This window comes from Spirosoma areae (assembly GCF_054781775.1).
Genome location: NZ_BAAGTT010000027.1, coordinates 542,986 through 557,152 on the forward strand (window position 1 = coordinate 542,986; position 14,167 = coordinate 557,152).

Below are 14,167 nucleotides of genomic sequence, written 5' to 3' on the forward strand. Positions count from 1 at the left end.
GGAATTCCAATTCGGCCCAAAACAAAATTAGCGGCTTTCGTAGCAGAAAGCCGCTAATTCAGCCATATGCGTGTCTGGGGAATGGATCGATAAACGGAAGGGCTATTGAATTAATTGAGTAAAGGCATAGTCCATATCGGGCCACAAAGGGGGGCGATAATGGGCTAAGGCTCGCTGAATTACTTCCTGCAACCGATGTTGCCCACCATCAACTACGTGAAGTGTTTCCAGATACCGGCTAAACGGCATTTTACGCCCCAAAAAGCGCGGCATCGGATAATTTATATCCTCCTGTAGAACAATCCATTTTATCGACGTAAACAACTCTTCTACGGTTAAATCAAAGCGATTGCCGTTAGCATTATACGTCTTGTTTTCGATTTTATGCGCGTTGATCGATTCAATCTTCACCTGCTCCGAAGGGTTTACTGGCTTATAGTGAAGGTTTTTTTGCAAACTGGCAACATCAATCGTACTTTGGCAGGCTTGCTCGATAAGCACCTCTTTTAACTCAGCAGAGCGCATACCTCCGTGCGTGCATTTATTGAACAGGTCAATAATAATGTTCGCGTGGGACAGAGCCGTCGTGAAGCCATTTTTAGTTAAATTAACCCGATAATCCGGTTTATCAGGGGTCGCTTTATAACCCGGAAACGAAATGCTGATTTGACTGCCGTTGGCACACGTTTCTACGGGTATAGAAACCACATGCTCCCGCTTATTGGCTAAATGCCCCTGGTAATCGTTTTCTAAAAATAGCCGTTCTAATTGGCGTAAGCTCCCCCGGTAGTCCATTGGGTTTGATGGATTGACTGAATAATACCGGGTCAATATGAGAATTAATCACCTGTTATCAATAAAAAGATACTTACTGATGGGCTACTTGTGGTAGTTTCTCAGATGCGTAGTTCGAGACCAATAGCTCGTTTATGTCTCCTCGCTGGTTCCCCTTGGAATTTATGTTTCGCTTGGCCTTTATCCGGCGAATCAAAAAACCGGAATACAATTCATCGAAATAAGAATTCCCGCTATCCGTGTTCGTCATATCCGAATTACTTAATAACCATAAGTGGCCTGCCTGGTCAATAGACCGGCAAAACGCAGCCAAACGCTCCTGCGAGGAATCATCAAACGTTTCGGACGCGTAAGAATTAAAGCTGGCGGTTTGATTCAGGGGCTTATAGGGAGGGTCAAAGTAAAACAGAGCCTCGCCATGAACGTATTCTCTGGTTTTGGTGAAGTCTCCAGTTAAAATTTCCACTCGCTGAAGTAGTTCACGGTTAGCCCTTAGTGTAGCAGCATCACAAATTTGTGGTCGCTCGTATCGACCGAAAGGAACGTTGAATTTATTCTTACTATTTACCCTGTACAACCCATTGAAACAGGTCCTGTTGAGGAAGATCAATAACGTCGTGTTCGTTACCGGCTCATGATTACGCGTGTTGAATTCGGCTCGTTTTTCAGTAAAAAAGGCTCTTCTGTCTTCGTCACTGCCGAGGCTGAAATAGGTTTCCTGAATAGCCGTTAACGCCTTTATCAGGTCCTCGTGCTGATCCCGGATTACCCGATAAGCGGTTGTCAGATCAGGATTTATGTCGTTGATAACGGCCTGCCGAATGTTCGGATACAGTTGTAATAACCAAAACAGGATGGCTCCCCCGCCAATAAATGGTTCGACGTAGGTGAGGTTTTTAATCCTGTCAAGGTTTTTAGGCAACGCTTCCTGGATAACCGGAATTAATTGCCGTTTTCCTCCTGCCCACTTTAAAAATGGTTTTGCTCCCGTTACATCGCCAAATAAATTCATGCCTCTAAGATAACAGGTCTGTTTGTCTACAATAAGCATCAATTCAAATCAATTGCCCTTAACGAGATCGTCACACGCCGGTAGTATACTTCAGAGGCCTATCCCCTGAACGTAACTCAGTGAAAGGAGATCCGACCGTAAATAAATAAGTAACAGAAATCAGGCTGGTTAAAAAAGAAAAAGACCCTGGTAATCAGGGTCTTTTGTACCGGGTGCCGGACTCGAACCGGCATGTCCTTGCGAACAATGGTGTTTGAGACCATCGCGTCTACCGGTTCCGCCAACCCGGCGTTGAAATCGGTACGTTGTGTCAAACGTGGGTGCAAAAGTACAGGTTAATGAATAATGTACAATGGTCAATGTATAATTTTATTCACGAAGGGACTAACGCATTATCCATTATTCATTTGGGCTATTCGTAACGAAGCGCTTCAATGGGATCGAGTTTGGAGGCCCGCACAGCGGGATAGATACCGGCGAATAAGCCAACCGTTACGCAAACGATCAGGCCTAAGCCCATCCAGGCCCAGGGCACAACGAAATCCCCGTTCCCCCGGCTAACGACACCCGCTATCAGGTTGCCAATGCCTAAACCCAGCACCACACCGCCAACGCCACCCAGAATACAGATAACGATGGCTTCGATGAGAAACTGCTCACGAATACGCTTTGGCGTGGCTCCCAGCGATTTGCGGATGCCAATTTCGCGGGTTCGTTCGGTAACCGACACAAGCATGATGTTCAGTAGGGCAATGGCCGCTCCCAGCAGCGTAATGAAACCGATGCCAAACCCACCGATGCGGAGAAAACCCGTAATGTTCTCGGTTTCTTTGGCCAGATCGTCGGCCCGCTCAATCTCAAATGAATCGGGCTGGCCGAGCGGGTCTCGCCGAACCAAGCGCATTGTGCCGCGTGCCTCGCCAACGGCTTCATCCTGGTCCGAAACGCTCGGTACAGAGGCCGTAATGTCGAACGAAAGTTTCTGAGAGCCAGCCAGCGCACGGGCATTATCGAGTGGAATGAGAATCATCCGGTCGTCGCCCCCCCCCGAAAACCCACCTTTTTTGGCCAGTACACCAATAATTTTATACTGGGTGCCCGCCACCCGAATCACCTGACTCAGTGGGTTTAACTTCTTCTCGAACAGCGTGTTGGCCACTTCGCTGCCAATGATGGCCACGTTGAGGGCATAGGTCAAATCATTCTGGGTCAGGTTACGGCCACTTTGGAGGGTGAACCCTTTCACGGCCAGAAACGCATCATCGCCCCCGGTAAGCTGCACGTTTGGGTTCGTTTTTTTAGACCCAAACTTAGCCTGAGCCGCCCCGGCTACCACCGACGAAAGAGCGATGGTGGCTCCATACGGAAATCGACGTTTGAACTGCACAGCATCGAAATAATCAATCGGAGCGTCCTGCCGCTGCGTGCGGCCACCCCGCCGGAAGGCATCCTGCCGGGCGACAATGCTGAACGTGTTGGCGCCCAGGCCGGCAAAACTGCTGTTCACCGAATTCTGAATCCCGTCGATAGCCGTCAGGATTCCCACCAGCGACGTGATGCCAATGGCGATGATTAGCGAGGTCAGGATGGTTCGCAGGCGATTGCTCGCAATGGAACGCAGTCCCTCGCGTATGTTTTCGATGAAGTTCATAGGCAGAGGGCACGGAGCAGGGTGTACGGAGCAGGGATATTTCACAATCCCTGCTCCGTACACCCTGCTCCGTGCTTTTTCGCACAATATTTGCTTATCTTTCGTTATGACAAAGCTACTACACGCATTTTTAACAGGGAAACCTATGAAACGGCTGCTATTACCGCTTATCCTATTTCTGACATTCACAGGCCAGCTCTGGGCTTCCAGAATTCTGATTCCAATGGATGAGACCCAGAAGAATCACCTGAAAGCGTATGGCATTGCCTATTGGGTGCTGAAAACACACGATACCGAAATCGACTGGCTGCTCAACTACCGGGGTGGCTCGTTTATGATGCCGCAAAGCCAGCGGTTTATCAACGAGATGGTGATTCGGGGCGTTAGTTACGAGGTCATTTCAGATGCACAGTCGGCGCAGATATTAAGCGAAATTGCGGCTGCCGATGCCAACATGGATGCGGTGAAGCTGCAAAAACCGCCCAAAGTAGCGGTCTATTCGCCCAAAACGAAGCAGCCCTGGGACGACGCCGTGACGATGGTCATGACCTATGCCGAAATTCCGTATGATGTGGTCTTCGACGAAGAAGTTATGAACGGTAAACTGCCTGAGTATGACTGGCTTCACCTGCACCATGAGGACTTTACGGGCCAATACGGTAAGTTTTTTCACTTTAAAGACCAGCCCTGGTACATTGCCCAGAAAAATGAAGCCGAAAGCATTACCCGCAAATTTGGCTTCTCGAAAGTGCCGCAGTTGAAACGGGCGGTTACTCAGAAAATTCGTGATTTTGTTCTCGGCGGGGGCTATCTCTTTGCCATGTGCAATGCTACGGATACCTACGACATTGCTCTGGCCTCGCAAAACACCGACATCGTCGATTCGTTCTACGATGGCGACCCCGCCGACCCGAATGCAAACAACAAATTAGATTTCAGCCAGACATTTGCGTTTCGGAATTTCCAGGTTTACACCAATCCCTACCTGATTGAATTCTCCAACATCGACAATCAGCCCGAAGAGCGTGGCCTGAGTGAGCACAACGATTATTTTACCCTGTTTCAGTTCTCGGCCAAGTACGACCCCATCCCGACGATGTTAACCCAGAATCACCTGAACGTGATTAAAGGATTTATGGGGCAGACGACGGCCTTCAAGAAAAACCTGATCAAGCCCGAAGTGGTGATTATGGCCGAAAACAGATCGGCGGGGGAGGCCCGCTACATTCATTCGCCCTATGGCCGGGGCTTTTTCACGTTCTATGGCGGTCATGACCCGGAAGACTATCGGCACGAGATCGGCGAGGAACCCACCGACCTCAATCTGCACCCTAACTCAGCCGGTTATCGCCTGATCCTGAACAATATCCTGTTCCCGGCAGCCAAGAAGAAAAAGCAAAAGACGTAGGAAATCCTAAATCAATTTTTTTGATGTGCTAACCGATCAAGCTATTCGCCTTCGGGCTCTACGTCCGAATCTGTAGCTTGAGTGTCCCTATTCTCCCGCCCATGCTATACGTGTTCGCTGGCCCTAACCTAATGGTGCTGGAAATCTACCCTCTTTGCCCACATTTAACAACTCCATCTGCTTGATGGTATTGATTAGGTAAAACAAAACGTCTGGTTCGTGTACTTAATACGAAAACCATTCATCAACCATTTCGGCCCGGCCCTTGCTTTCTAATTTCTGCTCCAGGTCGTCGGGTATTTTGGGGAAGAAATCAAGACCGGTCAGTTGCTCAATCTGGTCCACAGGAACCACAAATTCCTTTATCGACTGGTCGGACGGTTCGTTGTCGAGCAGGAAACCAATCAGCCGGATGCTGGGCTTATTGGCGTAAAGAACCACCTTGTAGAATTTTTCAGGTACGCTCACCTCATTGGCTTTCCCGATGGTTGGCAAGCCCCGTTTCAGCACCGGGCCTGTCACGACATACAGCCCATTATCACGCCTGGCCCACGCCCGCACCTGGTTTTCGAGGTCGCTCCAGATGCCCCGGTTAAACTGGGGTTCCTGGGGCGTAATGTTGCTCATCAGGAAAGTCTCGCGCATCATTCGCTGCGAAAACTTAAAGTCGCCAGCCGGCGCCAGGTGCCCCCGGTCGTAGCCCGAGCGGGTATAATCAGATGGGAGGGCGGTGCCGGTCGAAACGGACGGGTCGGGTTTGAACTGCTCATTTTTACGGTTGGCATCGCCGGTAATTTCGTAAGCCAGTAGCGGATACGCCACCCATTCGGCCACCTTGTACTGGTCGCGGTAACGCAGCGTATATCCTTCATGCCGAATCAGCTCACCGTCTGACGTTGACACTGGCAGCAGAAAATCGACCTGTTTCTCGAACTCGAAGCGCACAAGGCCCGATGATTCGCGTTCCGATGGGTCGCGTTCCGACGGGTTAATGTCGCTGGCTTCGCTTTCACCTGAATTGCTGCTGCCGTTATCCGTAGGGCCATCGGGTTGGGTCGGTTCGGGCGCTTTATATGGATTATCGTCCTGCGTGCCGGATCGGGAACGGCCCAGCCCGACCATCTCCCGAACGTCGTTCCAGAACGCCACAACGGGTTTGGTCTTGCCGCCATAGTGCAGAAACAGGCCAATCAGGAAAAACACGAACAGCAGCACGAGTGTGTTTCCGCGTAGCCGAAAGCCTTGGCGAGCATACGTTTTGGTTGAAAATCGAGGATTGAAAAACATGGTTTAAAGGTAGGCTTTTGTTCCAGGTTTCGGGTTCAAAGTTTCAGGTTTTACGTTCACCGCCTATATCTGGAGACTGAACTTTGACCCTGGAACCTGAAACCTGAAACAAAAAACGTCTGTTAAAAACTTATGTCATCCCTGAATATTGTCGTGATTGGCGGTGGAGCGGCTGGTTTTTTTGGGGCGATAACAGCCGCCGAAACGTTTCCGACCGCCACCGTTACGATTCTCGAAAAAAATCGCACTGTTCTAAACAAAGTCCGAATTTCGGGCGGAGGCCGGTGCAATGTTACCCACGCCTGTTTTGATAACCGACAGTTGGTGAAGCACTACCCGCGTGGCGAAAAAGCGTTGCGTGCGCTGCTCAATCAGTTCGATGCAACCGCTACGGTACGCTGGTTTGAGAGTCGGGGCGTTGGGCTGAAAACCGAACCTGACGGGCGTGTGTTTCCGGCCACCAACACCTCCGAAACCATCGTGGATTGCCTGCTGAATACGGCCCGTCGGTTGGGCATCGACGTGCGAACGAGTTGTGGCGTTGCATCACTTCAGCCCACCAAATCAGGCCAATGGACTGTTGAGTTGCTCACGGGCGAGACGCTCCTTGCCGACCGTGTTCTGCTTGCAACGGGCGGCTATCCGCAACGCTCATCCTACAACTGGTTGCCCGAACAAACCGAAACCTTACTTACGCCAGTACCCTCCCTCTTTACATTTAATGTTCCCGACAGCCCATTGCTGCCCTTAGCGGGTGTATCGGTGACGGATGCGAGGGTATATGTTGTCGGGACCAAACAGGAGCAGCGCGGGCCGTTGTTGCTGACCCATTGGGGGTTTAGTGGACCGGCGGTACTGCGCTTATCGGCCTGGGCTGCCCGCGACCTGGCTGCTGTTGATTATCGGTTTACGCTGCGTATCAACTGGACACCGATCCTGAACGATAATGAGTTACGCAGTGCTTTGCAGGATTTTCGACAACAGAATGGCCGCAAGTTCATCGTTTCGCAGAATCCATTCGGGTTGCCGTCGCGTCTGTGGCAGGCGTTCGCTACCGAAGCGGGCATTTCCGAAGCGCAACGCTGGGCCGACCTGCCTGCCAAACCTCTGAATCGACTCGCCGAACGACTCACCAACAGCCAGTTTCAGGTGGTGGGCAAAAGCACGTTCAAAGATGAATTCGTTACCTGCGGAGGCATCGACTTCGACAGCCTGAACCCACAAACGCTCGAAAGCAAGGCCCAGCCAGGCCTGTTTTTTGCGGGCGAAGTGCTGAATGTCGATGGCATTACCGGCGGCTTCAACTTCCAGAGCGCCTGGACAACAGGTTATGTGGCAGGGCGGAATATTGGAGTTTGAAGTTCAAGGTTTAAAGTTCAAGGTTAGCCGACTCGTCAGCAACTCTTGCGTTGGCTAACCTTGAACTTCAAACTACAAACCACGAAGCACTTCCCGCGCAGTATCTTCATCGCGTTTGAGTTGCGAAACTAAGGCGGGTAAGCCGTCGAATTTTTGTTCGGGGCGCAGAAACTCCCGGAACCGCAGCGTCAGGTGTTCGCCGTAAATGTCTTTGTCGAAATCGAAAATATACGTTTCGATGGTCTGATGCGTACCGGCAACGGTAGGGCGGAAACCGATGTTCAACATGCCGCCGAGGGTTTGCCCGGCGTATTCGACATCAACGGCGTAAACGCCATTGGCCGGAACAAGTTTGGCTGGGTCGTCTACCTGCATGTTGGCCGTTGGGAAGCCAATGGTTCGGCCTAATTGTCGGCCTTTCACGATGGTGCCGGTCAGGTTGTAGAGCCGCCCCAGAAATAGGTTTGCCGTATGAACATTACCTTCCATGAGAGCCAACCGAATTTTGGACGAACTCACGCCAACCGCTTCCACATCCTGCCGGGGAATTTCTTCGACCTCAAACCCATACTCGCTCTGGTGTGCCCGTATGTAGTCGAAACCGCCTTCGCGGTCACGGCCAAAACGGTGGTCGTAGCCAATGACTAATTTTTTAGTTCCGATTTTATCGAGCAGAATCTGACGAATGTATTCCTCTGAGGTCAGTTGCGAGAATGAGCGGGTGAACGGAATAATAACCAGATGACCGACGCCCGCCTGGTCGAGCAGGTCGATTTTTTCGTCGAGCGTGGTTAGCAGTTTCAGGTTCTGGCTATCGTTGGAGACCACCGTGCGCGGGTGCGGCCAGTAGGTAATCAGTACCGACTCGCCCTGGCTGGCATTAGCTACTTCGGTCAGTCGTTCCAGAATGGTTTGATGCCCGCGATGAACGCCATCAAATGTGCCACTGGTTACAACTGCATTCGGTAAGGGTTGAATATCGTCAAGACTTCTGTAAATAATCATTCGCAGTTATTCAGGCAATTGGAAGGTTATTGGCTTCCCGAAATGCGGCAATAAAATGGTCAAGCGTTTGAGCTTCCTCAACGCGAAAATCGCCGATGCGCGTCCGGCGCAGGCTGCTCATGTAGGCCCCATTGTTCACTAACAGGCCCAAATCCCGTACCAAACTGCGAATATACGTGCCTTTGGAACACACAATACGAAAATCGACGGTGGGGAAACGGCTGGCGTCGACCTCAAAGACGGAAACCGTTACCTGCCGCGACTTAATGCCGCCGTCTACCCGGTCGGCAGTTTCGCCCCGGCGGGCTTTCTCATACAGCCGCTCACCGTTGACCCGAATGGCCGAGTAAATGGGCGGCACCTGTAGAATATCGCCCGTTAATTGTCGGGTTGCTGCCTGTAATTGTTCGGGTGTAATGCCGGTCGTGTCGAACTCGGCGTCGAAGGGCGTTTCGAGGTCGACGGAGGGCGTAGTTTTGCCCAGCACGAGGGTACCGGTATATTCTTTTTCCTGCGCCTGATACTGGTCAATCTGCTTAGTCATTTTGCCGGTGCAGAGAATGAGCAGACCTGTTGCCAGCGGGTCGAGCGTTCCGGCATGGCCAATTTTCCTGAATTTACAGGCGTATTTAAGCTTGTTGGCCACATCGAACGATGTCCAGGTGAGTGGCTTATCGATAAGAATAAGTTGGCCGGGGTCGAGCTGCATTTTTTGTAACACAGAGATACACGGAGAAATACAGAGATACACGAAGATTCTCTATGTACTGGTTTTTTAAAGCACATCCAACTTCACCCCAGCCGCTACTAAGCCCAGCAGTAACAAACCCAGCACAATGCGGTAATAACCAAATACTTTAAAGCCGTAGCGGGTCAGAAAGCCAACGAAACCGCGAATGGCCAGCAGCCCCACCACAAACGCAATGGCATTGCCAATCAGGAGCGTCTGATAATCATCGGGTTGCAGGAGCTTATACGTTTTGAGGAGTTTGTAGCCCGACGCTGCGGCCATGGTGGGCACGGCCAGAAAAAACGAAAACTCAGCCGCCTGCGTCCGGGTTAGGCCCTGATACATGCCGCCAATAATCGTTGCCGCCGACCGCGACACGCCCGGAATCATGGCGATGCACTGGAAAAAACCAATTCGCAGCGCATCCGGCCCGGATACTTCACCATCTTTCGGGACACGATTGATAAGTCGGTCAATGTATACCAGCACAATGCCGCCCAATAGCAGCGTTACAGCAACCACCACTACATTTTCGAGCAGGGAGTCGATAAAGTCGTTCAGCAGAAAGCCAATGACGGCGGCAGGCAGAAAGGCAATCAGGATTTTACTGTAAAAATCGGCCATTGGCTGCATACGCAGCGGTAATGACTTCAGGTAAGGAGGGGCAACAAAATTGGCCGATTGAGGATTCCCCGAACGCGGGTCGGTCAGGAAACGGCGGTGATACAACACCAGCACCGATAGAATGCAGCCAAACTGAATGTCGACCGTATAAAGTTTTGTGAATTCGTTTCTGGCAATACCGGCTAATGAAGAATAAATAATCATGTGGCCCGTTGAGGAAACCGGCAAAAACTCGGTAAGCCCCTCAATGATAGCCAGCGCAATAGCGTGAATCAGATCCATTAAAAACAGTTATAAAGTTGTAGAGGTATACGGTTGCAAAGTTGCCTGTCAAAAACTTTATAACCTTATAACTCTACAACTTTATAACGCCCCTTACGCCTTTGGCCGGGCGAGGATGGCAAAAAATTCGAGAAGAAAGCCGCCCATCACCACAATAGGGCCAAGCGTCAGGCCCAGAAAACCGAAGCCAAATTCTTCTTTGTCGAGACTCATAATGAAAAATCCGGCCAGAATGATGCCGATACCGGCCAGCATCAGCGTGTAGTTCTGCCGACTAAAGGGCATTGCTACCGACGAACGTACTGGTTCAACCACCGATGACCGGGTTGGCACAGTTTTAGGGGCTACCGTTACGGTTGCCGCCACTTTTTTTGCTGATTCGTCGCGGGTCAGCGTTGCCGGCCCCGCTTGTTTATCTTTTGCCATGTTCTTCCTATTAGAATGAATAATGAATAATGACTTTCTAAACTATCAACTTTATTCACGCTCATTATCCATTTTTCATTTTACATTATCCATTAATACAGTTCATCCAGCGTCAGGCCGAGGTAACGGTTTACGGCCTGGAACGTACTCAGAAAACCAATCAGCACCCCAAGCCCAACAATACCTGCCATCAGGATAATAACTTTCTCGTTGTCCTGAAAAGTCACCAGTTCGGGCAAATTGTGAATCGCAAGCTGCAAACCGGCTATCAGCAACCCAACCGCAAGAACACCCGCCAGAAAACCCTGCCACATACCCCGGCCCAGAAAAGGACGGGTAATGAACCCATTGGTGGCCCCAACCAACTGCATACTCCGAATGAGCAAACGCTGCGAATGGAGAGCCAGCCGGATGGTATTGTTCATCAGCACCACAATAATCAGCAGCAGAATCAGCGCGAAGGCCGACATAACCGCATAAATTTTTGTAATGTTTCGGTTGATGTTGTCGACCAGATTTTCCTGATAAACGACTTCAAAAATGCCGTCGATCTGTTCTAAATCCTGCTTTACTTCCTGCAATTTCGATTCCTCAAAATACCCTTCGCTGAGCTTTATCCGGTAGCTGTCGTGCAGGGGGTTTTCGCCCAGAAACTTCGAGAAATCCTCTTTTGTTTCAGCAATGAATTCTTTGGCGGCTTCGTCCTTCGTCACTAAGCCAATCTGCGATTTTCCGTTGGCTTTCAGCACATACGGTCGTTCAGCGATGGCCTGGTAGAGGCTCTCCATCTTCTTCTCCGTGAGGCCTTTATCTAAAAACGCCCGCATTTCGTAATTCTCACGGATGTAGGTGACTAATTTCTTCGACTGAATAGCCAGTAATCCGCAAAAACCAATCAAAAACAACGCCAGCGTCAGACTAAACAAAATCATGCCGCTGGGATACGCACCTACTTTCTTCTTTGTACGAGCCATTCAGGGGTTCGTGTTATGAGACAAAAATAACGGATTCAACCGCCAAACGGTCGAATTTAAGAAAATTTAAGGGGAAACCGGCAAAAGGCAGGAAGCACGGGGCAGGGAGACGATAGTGATGTCAGGTTCTCAAACCTGACATTCATGCGTCAGCAGTTCGCGTCGGGTTCCCAAACTCGACACCTCGCTCTATGCTCCTTGCGCCATGCTCCCTGCCAACAGAACCCCCGCCGGATACCCTACTTCAACTAAATACAACCCGTTGGTTGGCACAGCCCGACCGGCTGTGTTTCGGTCTCTGGCCAGAATAATCTGCTCAAACTGGTCAAGGCTCATGCGCTGCTGTCCAATCTCGACCATTGTACCCACAATGGTGCGGACCATACCCCACAGGAAGCGATTCGCCCGGATATGAAACGTCAGGCAATCGTCGTTTATGCGTTCCCAGTACGCAAAATCCAGTCGGCAGAGAAAGTTATTGACGTTGGCGCGGGCCTTGCTGAAACTCTGGAAATTGGTGTGCTGCAGCAATAGCTGGCAGGCTTCGTTCATCAGGGTTTCGTTCAGTGGTGGCCGAAAATGATAGGTCAGGCCATTCTGAAAGGCATTTTTCTGGCGGGTAATGTGGTACTGGTAATACCGATAGATGGCCGAAAACCGGGCGTGGCTGTCGGGGTGAACGGGAAAAATGGTGTGGATAGCAATGTCTTCGGGCAGGATGCAGTTGAGCGAATACAGAAACGAGTGGGTCAGGGATAGCGGCTCGTTGACGTCGAAATGAGCAAACTGCTGCCTGGCATGAACACCTGCATCAGTACGGCCGCTGCCAACCACATAAACCGGTTTGCCAAGCCGTTGGGTCAGAGCCGCTTCGAGGGTGGCCTGCACGCTGATTCCGTTGGCCTGCGTCTGCCAGCCATGATAGGCTGTTCCGCAGTACGACAATTCGATAAAATAACGCATACTGGGCAAAAGTAACGAGTGTTCCCTGAACTATGACCGTTACGATGCCAGTTGGTGTAGGACACGTTTATTTTTCCTGGACAGGATTACAGGATACACAGTCAAATAAAATTCTGTAATCCTGTCTAAAATTGACGGATATATTAATTTTAGCGCGGGCCTCTATTTGAACGTTCGCCCCGGCTGAAGCCACCAGTTGGGCGTTGGGATTGTTCCTGAACGCGCTGCGGATTTTGTGGCTGAGGTTGCATACTGCGACTGCCTTCCGACATCCGCTGATACCCGCCATCCCGGCGACCACCCGGTGCCGACTGGTCGGTTACCGGGGCCTGGGGCTGTCGGTTTAACCGCTCATACGACCGGCCTGGTTGTGGGCCATTGCCATCCGGCTGCGTAGTACCTGGCGAATAAGCACCGGGTGTCTCGACCCGATTTCCGGGCGAATAATTTCCCCGCCGTGATTCAAACCGACTGGCTGCAGGCGAATCCGAATTTCCGGAATTAGGTGTCCCAACATTTCCAGAATTTCCGTTGCGGTCAGTTGGGCTGGTGGCTCCGTATGTTCCCCGATTTAACCGGTTCGTATAATCCCGGTCGACGGTTGGTGAATTGCTGTTGCTCCCCTCATAAGTAGGTCGGCGGTCTGGCATTCCGGCTGCATCGGGGCCATTATAACTGCCCCGGCTGGAGGTATTTCCATTCCCATAATTGGGTCGGGCTGGGTTAGATGAATTATCGAAGCGGTCATTCCCATTCTGGCCATATCCCCGCTGATTAGCCGACGCCTGGCCCGGACGATAAAAACCAACTGACCCATTGCCAACTACCGAATGCCCCGGTCGATCCAGTCGGTCAACCCGATAAACCGGCACCGACTGGCGGGTGTATCGCTCAATATCTCTGCGGGATGGACCGTAGTTATACGCCCGGTTGTTCGACCCATAATAGTTGTTGATGATGGTGGTAGTATGGTAGATGTTTACCACACGCGGGCGGGGTACGCAGTAGCTGTACCAGCGCGGGCTGGTAAAATACACCTGCGGTACGAAGGTCCAGTACGGAGCCGGAATATTGACATTGATATGTATGCCGGGGCCAAGCGGAGCCCAGCCGTAATAGCCGCCCCCCGACCGCCACGACACCCAGGCCGGTGCCCAGTCATTACCCGGAATCCAGAGCCAGCCGCCATAGGCCGGGTCAAACACCCAGCGACCGTAGTGGAAAGGTGCCCAGCCCCAGGCATAGTCCGACACCCAGGTATTGCCGTACTCGGTCATAACCCAATGCCCACCCGATGAATACGGCTGAAAATCCGGGTCTGCATTCGGTGACCATACGTTTCCGTATTGAGGGTGTTGATTCCACTGCCCATAAGGAGCTAACTCGTCGTAGAACGACTCGACCGGAACATCAACGCCCGGCTGGGCAATTGCCCGTTGCGAAAACAGCAGTCCGAAAATGAGCAGGACGACCAAACCAGGCAGGTTTATTTTTTTAAGGATAGTCATGGCAGAGAGTCTTTTTGCGGCTTACCGCTCTTCAGAGCGTTAGAGTCAAAAAATGGCCAAACGTTTAATGACTTGTTATCTTATTTAGAGCCTGATTAGGATTTTATGTGTAACTCAAAATTTCGCTATGAAAAAATGAGTTT

Annotated in this window: 13 protein-coding genes and 1 tRNA gene; 2 read left to right on the plus strand and 12 right to left on the minus strand. The window is 51.1% G+C overall.

Features of this window, described 5'->3' with window-relative positions; translation table 11 throughout:
* Nucleotides 1-102: 102 nt before the first annotated feature.
* The 4 genes from ACYVI1_RS16435 to ACYVI1_RS16450 form a co-directional block, all read right to left on the minus strand.
* Nucleotides 103-795: a hypothetical protein gene (locus tag ACYVI1_RS16435; RefSeq protein ID WP_460911719.1), complete on the minus strand. Its 693-nt coding sequence runs from the start codon at nucleotides 793-795 to the stop codon at nucleotides 103-105.
* A 73-nt stretch (nucleotides 796-868) separates the two neighbouring features.
* A complete protein-coding gene (locus ACYVI1_RS16440) occupies nucleotides 869-1,807 on the minus strand; it encodes a DNA adenine methylase (protein WP_460911720.1) in 939 nt (312 codons plus the stop codon).
* Nucleotides 1,808-2,013: 206 nt separating this feature from the next.
* A tRNA-Leu gene (locus ACYVI1_RS16445) sits at nucleotides 2,014-2,097 on the minus strand.
* Nucleotides 2,098-2,219: 122 nt separating this feature from the next.
* On the minus strand, nucleotides 2,220-3,458 hold the full coding sequence (locus tag ACYVI1_RS16450) for an ABC transporter permease (RefSeq protein WP_460911721.1): 1,239 nt from the start codon (nucleotides 3,456-3,458) through the stop codon (nucleotides 2,220-2,222).
* A gap of 145 nt (nucleotides 3,459-3,603) precedes the next feature.
* On the opposite strand from ACYVI1_RS16450, the gene ACYVI1_RS16455 reads away from it, so the two are divergent.
* Nucleotides 3,604-4,866, plus strand: a complete 1,263-nt coding sequence (locus tag ACYVI1_RS16455; protein WP_460911722.1) for an asparagine synthetase B — start codon at nucleotides 3,604-3,606, stop codon at nucleotides 4,864-4,866.
* A 225-nt stretch (nucleotides 4,867-5,091) separates the two neighbouring features.
* On the opposite strand, the gene ACYVI1_RS16460 is transcribed toward ACYVI1_RS16455, so the two are convergent.
* Nucleotides 5,092-6,153, minus strand: a complete 1,062-nt coding sequence (locus tag ACYVI1_RS16460) for a DNA/RNA non-specific endonuclease (RefSeq protein WP_460911723.1) — start codon at nucleotides 6,151-6,153, stop codon at nucleotides 5,092-5,094.
* A gap of 132 nt (nucleotides 6,154-6,285) precedes the next feature.
* Here ACYVI1_RS16460 and ACYVI1_RS16465 point away from each other — a divergent pair, with 132 nt between their 5' ends.
* On the plus strand, nucleotides 6,286-7,512 hold the full coding sequence (locus ACYVI1_RS16465; RefSeq protein ID WP_460911724.1) for a BaiN/RdsA family NAD(P)/FAD-dependent oxidoreductase: 1,227 nt from the start codon (nucleotides 6,286-6,288) through the stop codon (nucleotides 7,510-7,512).
* Nucleotides 7,513-7,584: 72 nt separating this feature from the next.
* On the opposite strand, the gene ACYVI1_RS16470 is transcribed toward ACYVI1_RS16465, so the two are convergent.
* From ACYVI1_RS16470 to ACYVI1_RS16500, 7 genes are all read right to left on the minus strand, one after another.
* A complete protein-coding gene (locus tag ACYVI1_RS16470; RefSeq protein ID WP_460911725.1) occupies nucleotides 7,585-8,517 on the minus strand; it encodes a bifunctional riboflavin kinase/FAD synthetase in 933 nt (310 codons plus the stop codon).
* Between the two features lie 10 nt (nucleotides 8,518-8,527).
* On the minus strand, nucleotides 8,528-9,226 hold the full coding sequence (gene truB / locus ACYVI1_RS16475) for a tRNA pseudouridine(55) synthase TruB (protein ID WP_460911726.1): 699 nt from the start codon (nucleotides 9,224-9,226) through the stop codon (nucleotides 8,528-8,530).
* A gap of 66 nt (nucleotides 9,227-9,292) precedes the next feature.
* Nucleotides 9,293-10,153, minus strand: coding sequence for an undecaprenyl-diphosphate phosphatase (locus ACYVI1_RS16480; RefSeq protein WP_460911727.1), 861 nt, complete (start codon nucleotides 10,151-10,153; stop codon nucleotides 9,293-9,295).
* Between the two features lie 93 nt (nucleotides 10,154-10,246).
* Entirely contained in the window at nucleotides 10,247-10,579 is a 333-nt protein-coding gene (locus ACYVI1_RS16485; RefSeq protein ID WP_460911728.1) for a DUF3098 domain-containing protein, read from the minus strand.
* 92 nt (nucleotides 10,580-10,671) lie between these two features.
* On the minus strand, nucleotides 10,672-11,553 hold the full coding sequence (locus ACYVI1_RS16490; RefSeq protein WP_460911729.1) for a cell division protein FtsX: 882 nt from the start codon (nucleotides 11,551-11,553) through the stop codon (nucleotides 10,672-10,674).
* Nucleotides 11,554-11,742: 189 nt separating this feature from the next.
* The gene (truA, locus tag ACYVI1_RS16495; protein ID WP_460911730.1) at nucleotides 11,743-12,516 is read right to left on the minus strand and encodes a tRNA pseudouridine(38-40) synthase TruA; all 774 of its coding nucleotides are present in this window, start codon (nucleotides 12,514-12,516) and stop codon (nucleotides 11,743-11,745) included.
* Between the two features lie 149 nt (nucleotides 12,517-12,665).
* On the minus strand, nucleotides 12,666-14,024 hold the full coding sequence (locus ACYVI1_RS16500; RefSeq protein ID WP_460911731.1) for a DUF6600 domain-containing protein: 1,359 nt from the start codon (nucleotides 14,022-14,024) through the stop codon (nucleotides 12,666-12,668).
* Nucleotides 14,025-14,167: the final 143 nt, after the last annotated feature.

Excerpts from the sequence above, each read along its gene's own strand:
- ACYVI1_RS16465 (WP_460911724.1), top strand. The coding sequence starts at position 6,286 with ATGTCATCCCTGAATATTGTCGTGATTGGCGGTGGAGCGGCTGGTTTT.
- ACYVI1_RS16455 (WP_460911722.1), top strand. The coding sequence starts at position 3,604 with ATGAAACGGCTGCTATTACCGCTTATCCTATTTCTGACATTCACAGGC.
- ACYVI1_RS16435 (WP_460911719.1), bottom strand. The coding sequence starts at position 795 with ATGGACTACCGGGGGAGCTTACGCCAATTAGAACGGCTATTTTTAGAA.
- ACYVI1_RS16440 (WP_460911720.1), bottom strand. The coding sequence starts at position 1,807 with ATGAATTTATTTGGCGATGTAACGGGAGCAAAACCATTTTTAAAGTGG.
- ACYVI1_RS16500 (WP_460911731.1), bottom strand. The coding sequence starts at position 14,024 with ATGACTATCCTTAAAAAAATAAACCTGCCTGGTTTGGTCGTCCTGCTC.
- truB (WP_460911726.1), bottom strand. The coding sequence starts at position 9,226 with ATGCAGCTCGACCCCGGCCAACTTATTCTTATCGATAAGCCACTCACC.
- ACYVI1_RS16485 (WP_460911728.1), bottom strand. The coding sequence starts at position 10,579 with ATGGCAAAAGATAAACAAGCGGGGCCGGCAACGCTGACCCGCGACGAA.
- ACYVI1_RS16470 (WP_460911725.1), bottom strand. The coding sequence starts at position 8,517 with ATGATTATTTACAGAAGTCTTGACGATATTCAACCCTTACCGAATGCA.
- truA (WP_460911730.1), bottom strand. The coding sequence starts at position 12,516 with ATGCGTTATTTTATCGAATTGTCGTACTGCGGAACAGCCTATCATGGC.
- ACYVI1_RS16460 (WP_460911723.1), bottom strand. The coding sequence starts at position 6,153 with ATGTTTTTCAATCCTCGATTTTCAACCAAAACGTATGCTCGCCAAGGC.
- ACYVI1_RS16450 (WP_460911721.1), bottom strand. The coding sequence starts at position 3,458 with ATGAACTTCATCGAAAACATACGCGAGGGACTGCGTTCCATTGCGAGC.
- ACYVI1_RS16490 (WP_460911729.1), bottom strand. The coding sequence starts at position 11,553 with ATGGCTCGTACAAAGAAGAAAGTAGGTGCGTATCCCAGCGGCATGATT.
- ACYVI1_RS16480 (WP_460911727.1), bottom strand. The coding sequence starts at position 10,153 with ATGGATCTGATTCACGCTATTGCGCTGGCTATCATTGAGGGGCTTACC.